The sequence below is a fragment of the Nonomuraea sp. CA-143628 genome, from assembly GCF_050942315.1.
Lineage (GTDB): Bacteria > Actinomycetota > Actinomycetes > Streptosporangiales > Streptosporangiaceae > Nonomuraea.
Map to the genome: position 1 here is coordinate 5,018,141 of NZ_CP192072.1, position 15,440 is coordinate 5,033,580.

Annotated in this window: 13 protein-coding genes; 9 read left to right on the forward strand and 4 right to left on the reverse strand. The window is 70.0% G+C overall.

Going from position 1 to position 15,440, the window contains the following annotated elements; all coding sequences use genetic code 11:
• Window positions 1–4: 4 nt before the first annotated feature.
• From ACQP2T_RS22945 to ACQP2T_RS22955, 3 genes are read right to left on the reverse strand one after another with little or no spacing between them, the layout of a single operon-like run.
• The gene (locus ACQP2T_RS22945) at window positions 5–499 is read right to left on the reverse strand and encodes a hypothetical protein (RefSeq protein ID WP_433518143.1); all 495 of its coding nucleotides are present in this window, start codon (window positions 497–499) and stop codon (window positions 5–7) included.
• Between the two features lie 32 nt (window positions 500–531).
• A complete protein-coding gene (locus ACQP2T_RS22950; protein ID WP_357955821.1) occupies window positions 532–1,536 on the reverse strand; it encodes a LacI family DNA-binding transcriptional regulator in 1,005 nt (334 codons plus the stop codon).
• 37 nt (window positions 1,537–1,573) lie between these two features.
• Complete coding sequence (locus ACQP2T_RS22955; RefSeq protein WP_433519811.1) at window positions 1,574–2,875, reverse strand: rhamnulokinase; 1,302 nt, start codon at window positions 2,873–2,875, stop codon at window positions 1,574–1,576.
• 168 nt (window positions 2,876–3,043) lie between these two features.
• Between ACQP2T_RS22955 and ACQP2T_RS22960 the strand changes: the two genes are divergently transcribed.
• The 9 genes from ACQP2T_RS22960 (at window position 3,044) to ACQP2T_RS23000 (ending at window position 13,779) form a co-directional block, all read left to right on the forward strand.
• Complete coding sequence (locus ACQP2T_RS22960; RefSeq protein WP_433518144.1) at window positions 3,044–4,540, forward strand: sugar ABC transporter ATP-binding protein; 1,497 nt, start codon at window positions 3,044–3,046, stop codon at window positions 4,538–4,540.
• Window positions 4,537–5,568: an ABC transporter permease gene (locus tag ACQP2T_RS22965; protein ID WP_433518145.1), complete on the forward strand. Its 1,032-nt coding sequence runs from the start codon at window positions 4,537–4,539 to the stop codon at window positions 5,566–5,568. Before ACQP2T_RS22960 ends, ACQP2T_RS22965 begins: the two co-directional genes overlap by 4 nt.
• The gene (locus ACQP2T_RS22970) at window positions 5,561–6,517 is read left to right on the forward strand and encodes an ABC transporter permease (RefSeq protein ID WP_433518146.1); all 957 of its coding nucleotides are present in this window, start codon (window positions 5,561–5,563) and stop codon (window positions 6,515–6,517) included. The genes ACQP2T_RS22965 and ACQP2T_RS22970 overlap by 8 nt, the downstream gene beginning before the upstream one ends.
• On the forward strand, window positions 6,514–7,587 hold the full coding sequence (rhaS, locus tag ACQP2T_RS22975; protein ID WP_433518147.1) for a rhamnose ABC transporter substrate-binding protein: 1,074 nt from the start codon (window positions 6,514–6,516) through the stop codon (window positions 7,585–7,587). The genes ACQP2T_RS22970 and rhaS overlap by 4 nt, the downstream gene beginning before the upstream one ends.
• Window positions 7,588–7,683: 96 nt before the next feature.
• Window positions 7,684–7,995, forward strand: coding sequence for an L-rhamnose mutarotase (locus tag ACQP2T_RS22980; protein WP_358546187.1), 312 nt, complete (start codon window positions 7,684–7,686; stop codon window positions 7,993–7,995).
• 16 nt (window positions 7,996–8,011) lie between these two features.
• Window positions 8,012–9,157 (forward strand): L-rhamnose isomerase, encoded by a 1,146-nt coding sequence (gene rhaI, locus ACQP2T_RS22985; RefSeq protein WP_433518148.1) that lies wholly within the window; start codon window positions 8,012–8,014, stop codon window positions 9,155–9,157.
• A complete protein-coding gene (locus ACQP2T_RS22990) occupies window positions 9,157–11,199 on the forward strand; it encodes a bifunctional aldolase/short-chain dehydrogenase (RefSeq protein WP_433518149.1) in 2,043 nt (680 codons plus the stop codon). Before rhaI ends, ACQP2T_RS22990 begins: the two co-directional genes overlap by 1 nt.
• Window positions 11,200–11,303: 104 nt before the next feature.
• On the forward strand, window positions 11,304–12,719 hold the full coding sequence (locus ACQP2T_RS22995) for an arabinose isomerase (protein ID WP_433518150.1): 1,416 nt from the start codon (window positions 11,304–11,306) through the stop codon (window positions 12,717–12,719).
• An 85-nt stretch (window positions 12,720–12,804) separates the two neighbouring features.
• Window positions 12,805–13,779 carry a superoxide dismutase gene (locus tag ACQP2T_RS23000; protein WP_433518151.1) on the forward strand — a complete coding sequence of 325 codons (975 nt, stop codon included), beginning with the start codon at window positions 12,805–12,807 and terminating at the stop codon, window positions 13,777–13,779.
• A 96-nt stretch (window positions 13,780–13,875) separates the two neighbouring features.
• Here the strand turns inward: ACQP2T_RS23000 and ACQP2T_RS23005 are convergent, their stop codons facing one another.
• Complete coding sequence (locus tag ACQP2T_RS23005; RefSeq protein WP_433518152.1) at window positions 13,876–14,793, reverse strand: 5'-nucleotidase C-terminal domain-containing protein; 918 nt, start codon at window positions 14,791–14,793, stop codon at window positions 13,876–13,878.
• Window positions 14,794–15,440: the final 647 nt, after the last annotated feature.

Sequence of the window (15,440 nt, forward strand, 5' to 3'; positions counted from 1 at the left end):
CCGCTCACTCGCGGTGGATCGGCCGCGTCGCGTCCTCCGGTCCCCGGTAGGGCGGGATCACGCCGTACGCGGGCCCGGCGGGAAGGGGCTGCGGCGTCGACCGCCAGCGCGACGGGAAGGCCGAGCCCACCAGCAGCAGTACGCCGAGCATCAGCAGTATCCCGGAGTAGGCCAGGGTCAGGAATCCGCTCCAGATGGCCTCGGAGAAGATCCGCTCGGGCATCAGGTGGAGGCCGCTGACGTCCAGAATCGGCAGGAGCCCGAACACGGTGAACTCCAGCCCGCCCACCAGCGAGGCGACGGGTGACAGCCGCGAGGCGAGCAGCGGCGCGAGCAGGATTCCCGAGACGACGATCACGCCGAGCCCGGCCCAGGAGATGACGAACTGCTGGAAGCTGCGGCTGAACTCACCGATGCCGTAGGACAGCAGGATGGCGATCAGCGAAGGGAGGAGTAGTCCAGCGACCACCCCGAGCACATGACGGGCACCATTTGACATGATCAACCCCGTTTGTCGGTTTGCGCCACAACCTACCGCGTGGACTCCCTGACGACGAGATCCGGTTGGAACATGATCTGCTGGTGCGCGTGTGTCCCCGGGTTGTCGCACTCGTCGAGCAGCAGTTCGGTGGCCACCCGGCCGAGCTGGTACGTGGGCTGCCGGACCGAGGTCAGCGACACCGTGGAGGCCGAGGCGAAGTCGATGTCGTCATAGCCGATCAGCGACACGTCCTGAGGCACCCGTACGCCCGCCTGGAGCAGGCCGCGCAGCATGCCGAGCGCGAGCAGGTCGTTGGCGCAGAACAGCGCGTCCGGAAGCGTCCCCTCGGCGAGCAGGGTCTCGGCCGCCTGCTGGCCCGCCTTCGCCGTCATCGCGGGCATCGAGACCTCCAGCAGCTCGCGCGGCTCGCGGCCGGCCGCCGCCATCGCCTGCTCGGCGCCGCGCTTGCGGTCCTGGCACTGGCGGATCACGGGGGGCCCGGTGACGTAGCCGAGGCTGCCCGCGCCGCCTTCCAGCAGGTGGGCGACGGCCATCGAGCCGCCGGTCACGTCGTTCACGGCGACCGCGCACTGGTCGGAGCGCTCGGCCGGATGGTCGACGAGCACCACGCAGATGCCGCGTCCCCGCAACTGGTCGAGCCGGCCCGGGTCCTCGTCCGACGGCGTGATGAGCACCCCGCGCACCCGCTGCTCGGCGAACACCAGCAGGTTGCGCTCCTCCTTCATCCGGCTGCCCGAGGAGTTGCCGAGGATGACGGCGTAGCCGCGCTCGCTCGCCACGTCCTCCACCCCGGCGGCCACGTCGGTGAAGAACGGGTTGCCGATGTCGATCACGGACAGGCCGACCGTGCGGCTGTGACCGGCCCGCAGCGTCGAGGCGGAGCCGTGCCTGACGAAGCCGAGCTCCCTGATGGTCGACTCGACCCGGATCCGGGTGGAGTCGGCCACCTTCTCCGGACGGTTGAGCACGTTGGACACCGTGCCGGGCGACACGCCCGCCCGGGCCGCGACATCCTTGATGCTCACTGTGGTCACGACCCCTCCTCCAACCGTCTCATGAGAGCAAGCTCGGTCATGGGTGCCCCCGTGGCTCGTAGGTGCGCAGGCTCTCGCTTCGTCGTACCAGAGCCCGCATGTCGGCCAGGTCGCCGACCAGGTCGCGCGCCCGCGCCTGGACCAGCGCGTTCCCCAGGGCGGCCGCCTCGACGGGCCCCGCGACGACCGGCAGGCCGGTGGCGTCGGCGGTGAGCTGGCACAGCAACGCGTTGCGCGATCCGCCGCCCACCAGGTGGACGACCTCGACCGGCCGCCCGCTCAACCGGACGGCGTCGGCGACGGCCCGCTGGTAGGCGAGAGCGAGGCTCTGCAGGATGCATCGTACGGCCTGCGCCCGATCCTGCGGCGCCGCCTGCCCGGTACGCGCGCAGTAGTCCGCGATCCGGGCGGGCATGTCGCCCGGCGGCAGGAAGGACGGATCGTCCGGATCGATGACGGCCTCGGTCCTGGCCTCGGCGGCGGCGGCGAGCAACGGCTCCAGCGCGGGGTCGCCCCACACGCGCAGGCACTCCTGCAGGATCCACAGGCCCATGACGTTGCGCAGGTAGCGGGTGGTGCCGTCGATGCCGGCCTCGTTGGTGAAGTTCGCCAGGCGGCTCTCCTCCGTGAGCACCGGGCCGGGCAGCTCCACGCCGACCAGCGACCAGGTGCCGCAGGAGATGTAGGCGAAGCGGTCACCGGTGGCGGGCACGCCGACCACGGCCGAGGCGGTGTCGTGCGAGCCCACCCGGGCCAGGGAGGTGGTGTAGCCGATCTCGGCGGCCACGTCGGGCCGCAGCTTCGCGACGCCGCCATCCGAAATTTCGGGAAATATCCGTCTGGGGAGGCCGAGGCGGTCGATCAGGTCCCAGGCCCAGTCCCGCCTGGTGACGTCGTACAGGCCGGTCGTCGAGGCGTTGGTGCGCTCGGCGCCGCGTTCGCCGGTCAGCCAGTAGCCCAGGAGGTCGGGGATCAGCAGCATCGTCTCGGCCCGGTCCAGCCGGTCGCAGGCCAGCTGGTTGATCGTGTTGAACCGGAGGAACTGCAACCCGGTCACCTCGTACGGGTCGACCCGCTCGGTCACCTTCTCGGTGCGCCCGTCGCGGTAGTGCACCGGGTTGCCGATCAGCGCTCCGTCACGGTCGAGCAGGCCGTAGTCGATGGCCCACGCGTCGATGCCGACCGACTCGGCGGGCCCGGCCCGGCGCAGCCCGTCGAGCACCCCCTGGTAGAGGGAGAGGATGTCCCAGTGCAGCGTCCCGGCCACGCGTACGGGCCGGTTGACGAAACGGTGTTCCTCTACGAGCCGCACGCTGTCGGCCGAGACGTCGGCACTCATGACCCGCCCGCTGGAGGCGCCAAGGTCCACTGCAGTGAATCGCACCCCCCGATTAAAACGTAACAATCACAAAGACGCCAGAAGACGCGTGAAGGCATTGACGCCTGCTGGTCCAGCGCCTAGATTCCGGGTTCGTCGCGATTAAAACGTTTGTTGTCCGGAGGATGCATGAGCGGTGCCCCCACCCTCGCGCTCGCGAACGTCAGCAAGTCGTTCGGAGCCGTCAGAGCGCTGCGCGACGTCTCACTCGAACTGTTCGCCGGCGAAGCGCACGCGCTCGCGGGCGAGAACGGCGCGGGCAAGTCCACCCTGGTCAAGACGCTCGCCGGCGTCCACCGGCCCGACACCGGCCAGGTCCTGCTGAACGGCGAGCCGGTCGTCTTCGCCGGACCGGCCGACGCCCAGCAGGCCGGCGTGGCGGTCATCTACCAGGAGCCCACGCTCTTCCCCGACCTGTCCGTGGCCGAGAACATCTTCATGGGCCGCCAGCCCCGCCGCACCCTGGGCCGCATCGACCGCAAGGAGATGCACGGCCAGGCGCGGCGGCTGTTCGAGCGGCTCGGTGTCGCGCTCGATCCCGAGCAGCCCTCGCGCGGCCTGTCCATCGCCGACCAGCAGCTCGTCGAGATCGCCAAGGCCCTGTCCCGCGAGGCCCGCGTCCTGGTGATGGACGAGCCGACGGCCGCGCTGTCCGGCAACGAGGTGGCTCGGCTGTTCTCGGTGGTCGAGGCGCTGCGCGAGCACGGCTGCGCGATCCTGTTCATCTCGCACCGGCTGGACGAGATCTTCTCGCTCTGCCAGCGGGTCACGACGCTGCGCGACGGCGCGTGGATCGCCAGCGAGCCGGTCGCCGGTCTCACCCACGACGACCTGGTACGGCGCATGGTGGGCCGCGAACTCGGCACGCTTTACCCCAAGGAGGAGGCCGCCCTCGGCGAGGTCGCCCTCCAGGTGGACCGGCTGACCCGCGAAGGCGTCTTCACCGACGTCTCCTTCCAGGTACGGCGGGGCGAGATCGTCGCGCTCGCCGGACTGGTGGGCGCCGGGCGCAGCGAGGTGGCCAGGGCGGTGTTCGGGGTGGACCGCTGGGACGCGGGCTCCGTCTCGGTGGACGGCCGGCCGCTGCCCGCCGGGAGTCCCACGGCGGCGATGGGCGCGGGCCTGGCCCTGGTGCCGGAGGACCGCCGCCAGCAGGGGCTGGTCATGGAGCTGTCGATCGAGCGCAACATCGGCCTGACCGGGCTGGGCTCGCTGCGCAGGGGAGTGACGATCTCCCGTACGGCCGAGCGCGACCGGGCCAAGGACTGGGCGGTGCGGCTGCAACTGAAGTTCGCCCGGCTGAGCGACGGAGTGGGCGTGCTGTCCGGCGGCAACCAGCAGAAGGTCGTGCTGGCCAAGTGGCTGGCCACGAAGCCGTCCGTACTGATCGTGGACGAGCCCACCCGCGGCATCGACGTCGGCACCAAGGCGGAGGTGCACCGGCTGCTGTCGGAGCTGGCCGGGCAGGGCATCGCGGTGCTCATGATCTCCTCCGACCTGCCGGAGGTGCTGGGCATGGCCGACCGCGTGCTGGTCATGCACGAGGGGCGGCTGACCGCCGAACTCTCGCGCGCCGACGCGACCGAGGAGAGCGTGATGAACGCCGCCACCGGGAGGGCCGCGTGACGACCGCCACCGCGCCACCCGAGCAGACGACGCCCGCGCGCAGCGCCCGTGGCCTCGTCGACCTGGTGTTCCGCGCCCGCGAGCTGAGCCTGGTCATCGCGCTGGCCGCGCTCGTCGCCGTCACGGCCGGCGTCAACGGCAACTTCCTGTCCGGGCAGGGCATCGAGGACATCCTCCTCAACACCGCCACCCTCGCGCTGCTGGCCGTCGGCCAGTCCATGGTGGTGATCACCCGCAACCTCGACCTGTCCGTCGGCTCGGTGGTGGGACTGGTCGCCTTCGTGACCGGCGACCAGCTGGCCGGCGGCATGGGCATCGTGCCCGCCGTCCTGCTCGGGGTGGCGATCGGCGCCGCCTGCGGGCTGATCAACGGCCTGCTGGTCAGCTTCTGCCGGGTCCCCGCCCTAGTGGTGACGCTCGGCACCCTCTACGTGATCCAGGGGATCGACCACTACATCGCGCACGGGCGGCAGATCAACGCGGTCAACCTGCCGCCGGGGCTGCTGTCGCTGGGCAACGGCTCGGTGCTCGGGGTGCCGTACCTGCCGCTCATCACGCTGGTGATCATGCTGGTGATCGGTTACTACCTGCGGTCGTACCCGAGCGGCCGGGAGTTCTACGCGATCGGCTCCAGCCCGGAGGCCGCCCGCCTCGCCGGCGTGCCCGTCAGGCGGCGGATCCTGCTCGCCTATCTGATCAGCGGCTGCCTCGCGGGGCTGGCGGGGGTGCTCTGGCTGGCCAGGTTCGGCACGGTCATCGCCGACTCCGCGCACGGCTGGGAGCTGCTTGTGGTCAGCGCGGTCGTGGTCGGCGGCGTCGCGATCACCGGCGGCGTCGGCAGCGTGTACGGCGCGGCGCTCGGCGCGCTCCTGCTCACCACGATCGGCAGCGCGCTGGTCGTGCTCCGGGTCAACCCGTTCTGGCAGCAGGCCATCACCGGCGCGCTGCTCCTGCTGGCGATCAGCGTCGACCGGGTGCTCGCCCTCAGACTGGCCCGCCTGCTCAGGAACAGGAGCCGTCATGGCTAAGGTCTTGCGCTGGGACGTGCTGGTCGGCGCGCTGCTGATCGCGGTGTTCGCCGCCGGCTCGCTCACCTCGCCCGGCTTCGCGACCGTCGACAACCTGTCGTTCGCGCTCGGGGACCTGGGCGAGATCGCGCTCATCGCGCTGGCCATGACCATGCTGGTGGTGGCCGCCGAGGTGGACCTGTCGGTCGCGTCCGTGCTCGGGCTCTCCAGCGCGCTGGTCGGCTCGCTGTGGGACGGCGGCATGGCCATCGAGGCGATCATCCCGATCGCCGTACTGACCGGAGCCGTGTGCGGGCTGGTCAACGGCCTGCTGGTGACCCGGCTCGGGCTGCCGTCGCTGGCCGTCACGATCGGCACGCTCGCCCTCTACCGCGGCCTCGCCTACGTCGTACTCGGTGACCGGGCGGTCGCCCAGTTCCCGCCGAACTACACCGCGCTCGCCGTCGACGACGTGCCCGGGACACCCATTCCCTATCCGATCGCGGTGTTCGTCCTGCTGGCCGCCATCGTGGGCGTGGTCCTGCACGCCACCGGCTTCGGCCGGGCGCTGTACGCGATCGGCGCGCAGGAGCAGGCCGCGTTCTTCGCCGGGATCCGGGTCAAGCGCATCAAGCTGCTGCTGTTCGTCATCTCCGGCACCGTCGCCGCCTTCGCCGGCGTCGTCTTCACGCTCAGGTACGGCTCCGCCCGCGCCGACAACGGCGTGGGCATCGAACTCGCCGTCATCGCCGCCGTCCTCCTGGGCGGCGTCGACTTCGACGGCGGCAAGGGCACGCTCGGCGGCGTCATCGCCGGTGTGCTGCTCATCGGGTTGCTGCGCAATCTGCTCATGCTCGGCGACGTCTCGACCGAGATCCAGTCGATCGTCACTGGACTGCTCCTCATCGTCTCGGTGCTCACCCCCCGTCTCGTCTCGCTCGTCAGGCCAGCTCTGAAAGGATCCCCATGACCCCGATGCGCCTGACCGCTGTGACCGCGCTGCTTGCTCTTGGCGTGGCGGCTTGCAGCGGTACGACCAAGTCGACCGTGACTTCGGCGCCCGCGCCGGCGCCCGCCTCCTCTTCCGCCCCCGCCAAGGCCGACCCGAACGCCCCGATCAAGCAGGGACTGAAGATCGCCTTCCTGCCCAAAGCGATCAACAACCCCTACGAGACGATCGTCGACAACGCCGGCATCGAGGCGGCCAAGGAGTATCAGGGCGAGGCCAAGGAGGTCGGCCCGTCCGACGCCTCCGCCTCCTCGCAGATCTCCTACATCAACACGCTCACCCAGCAGGGCCATGACGCGATCCTCATCGCCGCCAACGACGCCAACGCCGTCTGCGGGCCGCTCCAGCAGGCCCGCGCCAAGGGCATCAAGATCGTCGCGTACGACTCGGACGCCGCCCCTGAGTGCCGTGACCTGTTCATCAACCAGGCCAGCTCGGAGGAGGTCGGCCGCAGCCAGGTCAAGCTGCTCGCCGGGATGATCGGCAACAAGGGCGACATCGCCATCCTGTCGGCCACCGCGAACGCCACGAACCAGAACACCTGGATCAAGTTCATGAAGGACGAGCTCGGCAAGCCCGAGTACAAGGACATGAAGCTGGTCAAGGTGGCCTACGGCGACGATGACGACCAGAAGTCGTTCACCCAGACGCAGGGCCTGCTGCAGGCGTACCCGAACCTGAAGGGGATCATCTCCCCGACCACGGTCGGCATCTCGGCCGCGGCCCGCTACATCTCCGGCTCCAAGTACAAGGGCAAGGTCGTGCTCACGGGGCTCGGGACGCCGAACCAGATGCGGCAGTTCGTCAAGGACAAGACCGTGGAGAAGTTCGCGCTGTGGAACCCGAAGGACCTCGGTTACCTGGCCTCCTATGCCGCCGCCGCGCTGGTGTCGGGGCAGATCACCGGGGCCGAGGGGGAGACGTTCAAGGCGGGCAAGCTGGGCGAGCGGACGATCGGCAAGCAGGGCGAGGTCATCCTGGGCCCGCCGTTCACGTTCGAGGCGGCGAACATCGACCAGTTCGACTACTGACGGTTTTGATTCCCAGTTGGCCCGGCGCCGTTGCAGGCGCCGGGCCCCCCGGCGCCGCGAGGGTCCGTGCGGGGTGGATATGAGAGGAGGTTGGTTATGGAGCGGGTGTGTTTTGTGCTGAAGGTCCGGCCCGAGCGGCTCGACGAGTACACCGAGCGGCACCAGGCCGTCTGGCCGGAGATGCTCGAAGCGCTGACGAAGGCCGGGTGGCGTAACTACTCGTTGTTCCTGAGCGACGACGGACTGCTGGTGGGCTACCTGGAGACCGACGACTTCAAGGCGGCTCAGCAGGCGATGGCCGAGACCGGTGTCAACGCGCGCTGGCAGGCGGAGATGGCTCCCTTCTTCGAGGCCGGACGGCCCGACGAGGGGCTGCTCACGCTGGCCGAAGTTTTCCATCTGGCTTGAAATCGGGGAAAAAGAGATGATCAAGGATCAGCTGCGGCAGCAGCGCATCGAGACGCCGTCCTGGGCGTACGGCAACTCCGGCACGAGGTTCAAGGTGTTCGCCCAGCAGGGCGTGCCGCGCGACCCGTACGAGAAGCTGGCCGATGCCGCCCAGGTGCACCGCTACACCGGCGTCGCGCCGACCGTGGCGCTGCACATCCCGTGGGACAAGGTCGACGACTACGCCGACCTGGCGCGGCACGCGACCGAGCAGGGGGTGACCATCGGGGCCATCAACTCCAACGTGTTCCAGGACAACGACTACATGCTCGGCAGCGTCACCCACCCCGACCCGGCGGTGCGGCGCAAGGCGCTCCAGCACCTGCTCGACTGCGTCGACATCATGGACGCCACCGGGTCCGACACGCTCAAGCTGTGGTTCTCCGACGGCACCAACTACCCGGGCCAGGACGACATCAGGGCCCGTCAGGACCGGCTCGCCGAAGCGCTCGCCGCGGTCTACGAGCGGCTCGGCGAGGAGCAGCGCTTCCTGCTGGAGTACAAGCTGTTCGAGCCCGCCTTCTACATGACCGACCTGCCCGACTGGGGCACCGCCTACGCGCACTGCCTCAAGCTCGGCGACAAGGCGCAGGTCGTGGTCGACACCGGGCACCACGCGCCCGGCACCAACATCGAGTTCATCGTGGCGTTCCTGCTGCGTGAGGGCAAGCTCGGCGGCTTCGACTTCAACTCGCGCTTCTACGCCGACGACGACCTGATGGTCGGCGCGGCGGACCCGTTCCAGCTGTTCCGCATCATGTTCGAGGTCATCGGCGGCGGTGGCTACACCCACGAGACCGCCTTCATGCTCGACCAGTGCCACAACATCGAGCCCAAGATCCCCGGCCAGATCCGCTCGGTGATGAACGTCCAGGAGGCCACCGCCAAGGCGCTGCTCGTCGACCGCGACGCGCTGGCCGCCGCCCAGCGGGAAGGCGACGTGCTGGGCGCCAACGCCGTGCTCATGGACGCCTACAACACCGATGTCCGCCCGCTGCTCGGTGAGCTGCGGGAGGAGATGGGGCTCGCGCCCGACCCGATGGCCGCCTACGCCAAGTCCGGATACTTCGAGAAGATCGCCGCCGACCGTGTCGGCGGTAACCAGGCAGGCTGGGGGGCCTGATGTCGAACGCCATGAACGAACTGCTCGAAAGAGCGCACACGCTCGGCTCCGATCCGCGCAACACCAACTTCGCCGGCGGCAACGCCTCCGCCAAGGGCACCGCGAACGACCCGGTCACCGGCCAGGACGTGGAGCTGCTCTGGGTGAAGGGCTCCGGCGGCGACCTGGGCACGCTCACCGCCGGCGGCCTGGCCGTCCTGCGCCTGGACCGGTTCAGGGCGCTGACCGGCGTCTACCCGGGCGAGGAGCGCGAGGACGAGATGGTGGCGGCCTTCGATTTCTGCCTGCACGGCAAGGGCGGCGCGGCGCCGTCGATCGACACCGCCATGCACGCCCTGGTCGACTCCGCCCACGTCGACCACCTCCACCCCGACTCCGGCATCGCGATCGCCACCGCCGCCGACGGCCCCGAGCTGACCGCGCGCGTCTTCGGCGACCGGGTCGTCTGGGTGCCGTGGCGGCGGCCCGGCTTCCAGCTCGGCCTCGACATCTCCGCGATCAAGGCCGCCAACCCGCAGGCCATCGGCTGCATCCTGGGCGGCCACGGCATCACCGCCTGGGGCGAGACGAGCGCCGAGTGCCAGGCGAACTCCCTGGAGATCATCCGTACCGCCGAGCAGTACATCGCCGACCACGGCCGCCCGGACCCGTTCGGCGCCGTCGTCCACGAACCCCTGCCGGAGGAGGCCAGGCACCGGCGCGCGGCCGAGCTCTTCCCCGCCATCCGCGGCCTGGCCAGCACCGACGCCCGCCAGGTCGGCCACTACACCGACTCGCCCGAGGTGCTCGACTTCCTGGCCCGCGCCGAGCACCCCAGGCTCGCCGCGCTCGGCACCTCCTGCCCCGACCACTTCCTGCGCACCAAGGTCGCCCCGCTCGTCGTGGACCTGCCGCCGGACGCGCCGCTCGCGGACGTCCTGACCCGGCTGGGCGAGCTGCACACCCAGTACCGCGCGGAGTACGCCGCCTACTACCAGCGCCACGCGGCCCCCGACTCGCCCCCGATGCGCGGCGCCGACCCGGCGATCGTGCTGGTGCCCGGGGTCGGCATGTTCAGCTTCGGCAAGGACAAGCAGACCGCCCGGGTCGCCGGGGAGTTCTACGTCAACGCGATCAACGTGATGCGCGGCGCCGAGGCGCTGTCCAGCTACCGGCCGATCGAGGAGTCGGAGAAGTTCCGCATCGAGTACTGGGAGCTGGAGGAGGCCAAGCTGCGCCGCCTGCCCGCGCCCAAGCGGCTGGCCGGGCGCGTCGCGTTCGTGACCGGCGGCGGCTCCGGCATCGGCGCCGCCACCGCCAGGCGGCTGGCGGCCGAGGGCGCGTGCGTGGTGGTCGCCGACCGCGACCTGGGTGCCGCGGACAAGGTGGCCGCCGAACTCGGCGGCGCCGCCTACCGGCCGCAGGACGTCGCCATCGCGGTGGGCGTGGACGTGACGTCCGAGGAGCAGATCGCCGAGGCGGTACGCCAGGCGGTCCTCGCCTTCGGCGGCGTCGACCTGGTGGTCAACAACGCGGGCCTGTCCCTGTCGCGCTCGCTGCTGGAGACCACGCTCGACGACTGGAACCTGCAGCACGACGTGATGGCCCGCGGCTCGTTCCTGGTCTCCAGGGAGGCCGCGCGGGTCCTGCTGAGCCAGGCCATGGGCGGCGACATCGTCTACATCTCCTCCAAGAACGCCGTCTTCGCCGGGCCGAACAACGTCGCCTACGGCGCGGCCAAGGCCGACCAGGCCCACCAGGTACGCCTTCTCGCGGCCGAGCTGGGCCCGCACGGCGTCCGGGTCAACGGCGTCAACCCCGACGGCGTCGTACGCGGCTCGGGGATCTTCGCCTCCGGCTGGGGCGCCAACCGGGCGGCCGTCTACGGGGTGGAGGAGGAGCGGCTGGGCGAGTTCTACGCGCAGCGCACGCTGCTCAAGCAGGAGGTGCTGCCGGAGCACGTGGCGGCGGCGGTGTTCGCGCTCACGGGCGGGGAACTGTCGCTGACGACCGGGCTGCACATCCCGGTCGACGCGGGAGTGGCCGCCGCCTTCCTGCGCTGACGCTCGTACGCCGGGAAATGCGCCCCCTCTGCTCTGGGGGCGCGTTCCCCGCCGAAACCCCGACCTGTCACGACCGAAAGACCGGAAGAGGAGACCAGGAAGACATGACGCTCGAACGGATCCCCGCGCGGCCCACCAAGGTCGGGCTCGTGGCGGGCGGGCTCGGCGCGTACTGGCCGCAGTTCCCCGACCTGCTGCCCCAACTGGAGCGCTCGTCCGCGCGAGTCTCCGAGCGCATGGGCACGCTCGGCTGCGAAGTGGTCGACGTCGGCTTCATCTCCGACGCCCAGCAGGGCGCGGCCGCGGCCGAACGGCTGCGGGAGGCGGGCTGCGACCTGATCGTCGGCTTCCTCACCACCTACATGACCGCCACCATGCTGCTGCCGATCGCCCAGCGCAGCGGCGCGCCGGTGCTGCTGATCAACCTGCAGCCGTCGGAGTCGATGGACCACGAGACATTCGACACCGGGCAGTGGCTGGCCTACTGCGGCGCCTGCCCGCTGCCGGAGATGGCCAACACGTTCACCAGGGCCGGGATCCCGTTCCGTTCGGTGTCCGGCTACCTGGAGGACGAGCGGGCCTGGGCGCGGATCGAGCGGTGGGTGAAGGCGGCGGGTGTACGGGCCACGCTGCGCGACGGGCGGCACGGGCTGATGGGCCACCTCTACCCGGGCATGCTCGACGTCGCCACCGACCTCACGCTGGTGCCGGTCAACCTGGGCGGGCACGTGGAGGTGCTGGAGTTCGACGACCTGCGGGTACGCGTCGAGAAGGTCACCGACACCCAGGTCAAGGAGCGGATGGAGCTGGCGCGGGAGGTGTTCGAGCTGGCCGACACGGTCGTGCCCGAGGACTTCGAGTGGGCGGCCCGCGTCTCGGCCGGGCTGGACCAGCTGGTGGCCGACTTCGAGCTGGACAGCCTCGCCTACTACCACCGCGGGCTGGACGGCGAGATCCACGAACGGCTCGGTGCGGGCATGATCCTCGGCTCGTCACTGCTCACCGCGCGGGGCGTCCCGGCAGCGGGAGAGTACGAGCTGCGGACCTCGCTGGCCATGCTGATCATGGATCGGTTGGGCGGCGGCGGCTCGTTCACCGAGCTGCAGGCGCTCGACTTCCTGCGCGGTCATGTCGAGATGGGCCACGACGGACCCGCCCACCTGGCGATCAGCTCGCGCAAGCCGCTGCTGCGCGGTCTGGGCGTCTTCCACGGCAAGCGCGGGTGGGGCGTGTCGGTCGAGTTCGACGTCGCGCACGGGCCGGTGACGGCGTTCGGGCTGCTCCAGCGGCGTGACGGCCGGTTCGGCTTCGCGGTGTCGGAGGGTGAGACCGTGGACGGGCCGCACCTCAAGATCGGCAACACCACGTCGCGGGTCGACTTCGGCCGCGATCCGGGGGAGTGGACGGACGACTGGAGCGCCACCGGCATCTCCCACCACTGGTCCCTCGGCATCGGCCACCGCGCCGCCGAGCTGCGCGCCCTGGCCGACCTCATGGGCGTGGAAGTAGTCGAAGTCTGACATTTCGCATTATTTCCTCAGAAATAGCTGTGAACCGGCTCTTTGGGCCTTTGCCGGGCTAGAGGGCCGGGGCATCGTGGGCCGCATGAGATCAGCGATCCTCACGACCGCGCTCTGCGCCCTGCTCGCCACCTTGCCCGGCACGCCCGCGCAGGCAGTCATGCGGCCCGGCACGTCGGCGGCCACGCGGCCTGACACGTTGGCGCAGGTGGCCACGCTGCCCGGTACGATCGCGCTCCCCAACGGCTTCCGGCCGGAGGGGATAGCGATCGGCGGCCGGCCCGTGGCCTACCTCGGCTCCTTGGCGAACGGCGACATCTACCGCGCCGACCTGCGCACCGGCCAGGGCGCCGTCGTCAGCAAGGGCCCCGGCACCCCTTCGGTCGGGCTCAAACTCGACTCGCGTAACCGCCTTTTCGTCTCCGGTGGCACAGCCGGGAACGCCCGGGTGATCGACGTCCGCACCGGAGCGGTGCTCAAGTCGTACCCGCTGGCCACCGGGGCGTCGTTCGTCAACGACGTCGTGCTCACGCGGGACGCGGCCTGGTTCACCGACTCCACCAACCCCGTCCTGTACAAGCTGCCGCTCGGCCGGCACGGCACGCTGCCCGACCAGGCGGTATCGGTGCCGCTCACGGGCGCCATCCAGTACACGACCGGCAACAACGCCAACGGCATAGCCCCGACCCCTGACCGCAAGAGTCTGCTCATCGTCCAGTCCAACGTCGGCAAGCTCTTCAAGGCCGACCCCGCCACGGGCGTCACCACGGAGGTGAACCTGGGCGGCGAGTCCCTGGTCAACGGCGACGGCCTGCTGCTGAACGGCCGGACACTGTACGTGGTGCAGAACCGCCTCAACACGGTCACCGTCATCCGCCTGACCGCCGACGGCTCGTCCGGCCAGGTCGTGAACCGGCTGACGGACCCGCGCTTCGACGTCCCCAGCACCGTGGCGTCGTTCGGCAACCGCCTCTACCTGCCCAACGCCCGCTTCACCACGACTCCCGCCCCCGACACGACGTACACGGTGAACGCGATCACGGCCCCACGCGACCACTGATGTGACCGGACCCGCTCCGCGCAGGGTCGGCCGGTCACCATCCCCAGCCGCAGAGGCTGGCCGTGCACGGCTACGGGCGCACGGCCAGGCCCCCGGCTAGCGGACGGTGACGCGGTCGCCCGGCGGCGCCGTCACTGGCGAGTGGGCGACCAGGTAGGAGGCGAGCGCCCCGGTGTCGTCGGGACCGCTCGTGTACGTGGTCGTCCCCTCCCAACGTGGCCAGCCGTCGAAGCCGGCGATGAGGCTCCAGCCGCCCGCGACCTTGATCTCCTGCGCGGCGGTCACCGGAACCCCGTCGAGCGTCATCGACAGGACCTTCCCACCGCCGAGGGTGTAGCGCAGCCCGGCCGACGGGGTCAGCACCGTACCTGCCGGGTTGGGTGTGGCCAGCAGCTTCTTGAGCTGGCCGCCGGTCATCGTCTGCACGTTGATGGCCAGCCCGGCGGGTTGCGCGTTCCACAACTGCTCGAAGCTGATCGGTCCGGCAGGCAGGTCCGCTTTGACGGTGTACCTGTTGACGAGCGCGACCTGCGCGCCGGACCGGGCCCGCACGGACGCGAGCTGCGCGTCGGCCGCCAGTTCGGCCAGCGGGCCGCCGCTCGTCGTGCGGGTGATGTCCTCGGCGGCGACGCCGAACGTCTCACCGTCTGGCGGAGTGCCGCACTTGAAGTAGTAGAGGGCGTTGGACCGCAGACCGTCGGGCTGGTCGATCTCGATCTGGACCGCGTAGTCACGGGAGTCCGGCGCCCATTCCCACGTGATGGTCTCCAGCACGGCCTGGTAGACGAGGCCGTGTTCGGCGGGCACGACGAGCGTCTTCCACTCCTGGGCGCCGACGAGGCGGTACTCGATCGTCTGCGCGCCCGCGGGCAGCCCCTCGAAGTAGCCGTGGACGTCGAAGGTGACCGGGCACTTCGACGCGGTAGTGCGCTCGAAGGAGATGTCCAGCTTGCTCACCACGTTCGTCGTGGCGGCCTGTGCCCCCGTGGCGAGGACGTCGAGAGTCAGGGCCACGACGGCCACCAGCCCCCCGAGACGACGTCCTGCCGAAGTCCATAAACCCACAGGAATTCCCTTCTTCTGACCTTCGTATAGCGGACAAGCGACATGTGCTGCGGGCTTGATCGTCCACGCCTTCGCAGGGTCACGACGGCCGGGCACCGTCACGCGAAGGGGTTGTCGGTTGTAGATGTCGAAGCCGCGATGAGAGTCGAGCACATTTTCCCTATCAGATGCGCCTCAGGCTCAATTATGGATGCGATCAGCCGCTAAGTCGAACACTATATCGATATCATTCTCGCGCGCCAGCCCCCAAGTGGCGATGTCCTCGATCGGTGATCGCAGCCGAAGTTCGGCCGTACTGGGACATGCTGGAGTTATGACTGGTGATCAGATAGCCGCCGCTGTCCGTGCGTTGATCAATCGATACGACCCCGAAGGGCTGCTGGGCATGGGGGCGCCTGAGGACGAATACGACCCCGAGGTGGGTGATCTCACCGCTCTCGTGCGTGGCAGAGAGAAGATCACCGCTGATGCTGTCAGCTCCATGTGGAACCGATGGTTCGATGATGTCCCCAATTGGTGCACCCGGCGGCCTGAGCAGGTTCGTGAGGTCGCGGCCGCGCTGGAGAGACTTCGTGGTCAACGACAGCGCTCGCATC

Coding starts and splice junctions, on each gene's coding strand:
- rhaI (WP_433518148.1), top strand. CDS start 8,012: ATGATCAAGGATCAGCTGCGGCAGCAGCGCATCGAGACGCCGTCCTGG.
- ACQP2T_RS22970 (WP_433518146.1), top strand. CDS start 5,561: ATGGCTAAGGTCTTGCGCTGGGACGTGCTGGTCGGCGCGCTGCTGATC.
- rhaS (WP_433518147.1), top strand. CDS start 6,514: ATGACCCCGATGCGCCTGACCGCTGTGACCGCGCTGCTTGCTCTTGGC.
- ACQP2T_RS22955 (WP_433519811.1), bottom strand. CDS start 2,875: ATGAGTGCCGACGTCTCGGCCGACAGCGTGCGGCTCGTAGAGGAACAC.
- ACQP2T_RS22960 (WP_433518144.1), top strand. CDS start 3,044: ATGAGCGGTGCCCCCACCCTCGCGCTCGCGAACGTCAGCAAGTCGTTC.
- ACQP2T_RS22995 (WP_433518150.1), top strand. CDS start 11,304: ATGACGCTCGAACGGATCCCCGCGCGGCCCACCAAGGTCGGGCTCGTG.
- ACQP2T_RS23000 (WP_433518151.1), top strand. CDS start 12,805: ATGAGATCAGCGATCCTCACGACCGCGCTCTGCGCCCTGCTCGCCACC.
- ACQP2T_RS22945 (WP_433518143.1), bottom strand. CDS start 499: ATGTCAAATGGTGCCCGTCATGTGCTCGGGGTGGTCGCTGGACTACTC.
- ACQP2T_RS22990 (WP_433518149.1), top strand. CDS start 9,157: ATGTCGAACGCCATGAACGAACTGCTCGAAAGAGCGCACACGCTCGGC.
- ACQP2T_RS22980 (WP_358546187.1), top strand. CDS start 7,684: ATGGAGCGGGTGTGTTTTGTGCTGAAGGTCCGGCCCGAGCGGCTCGAC.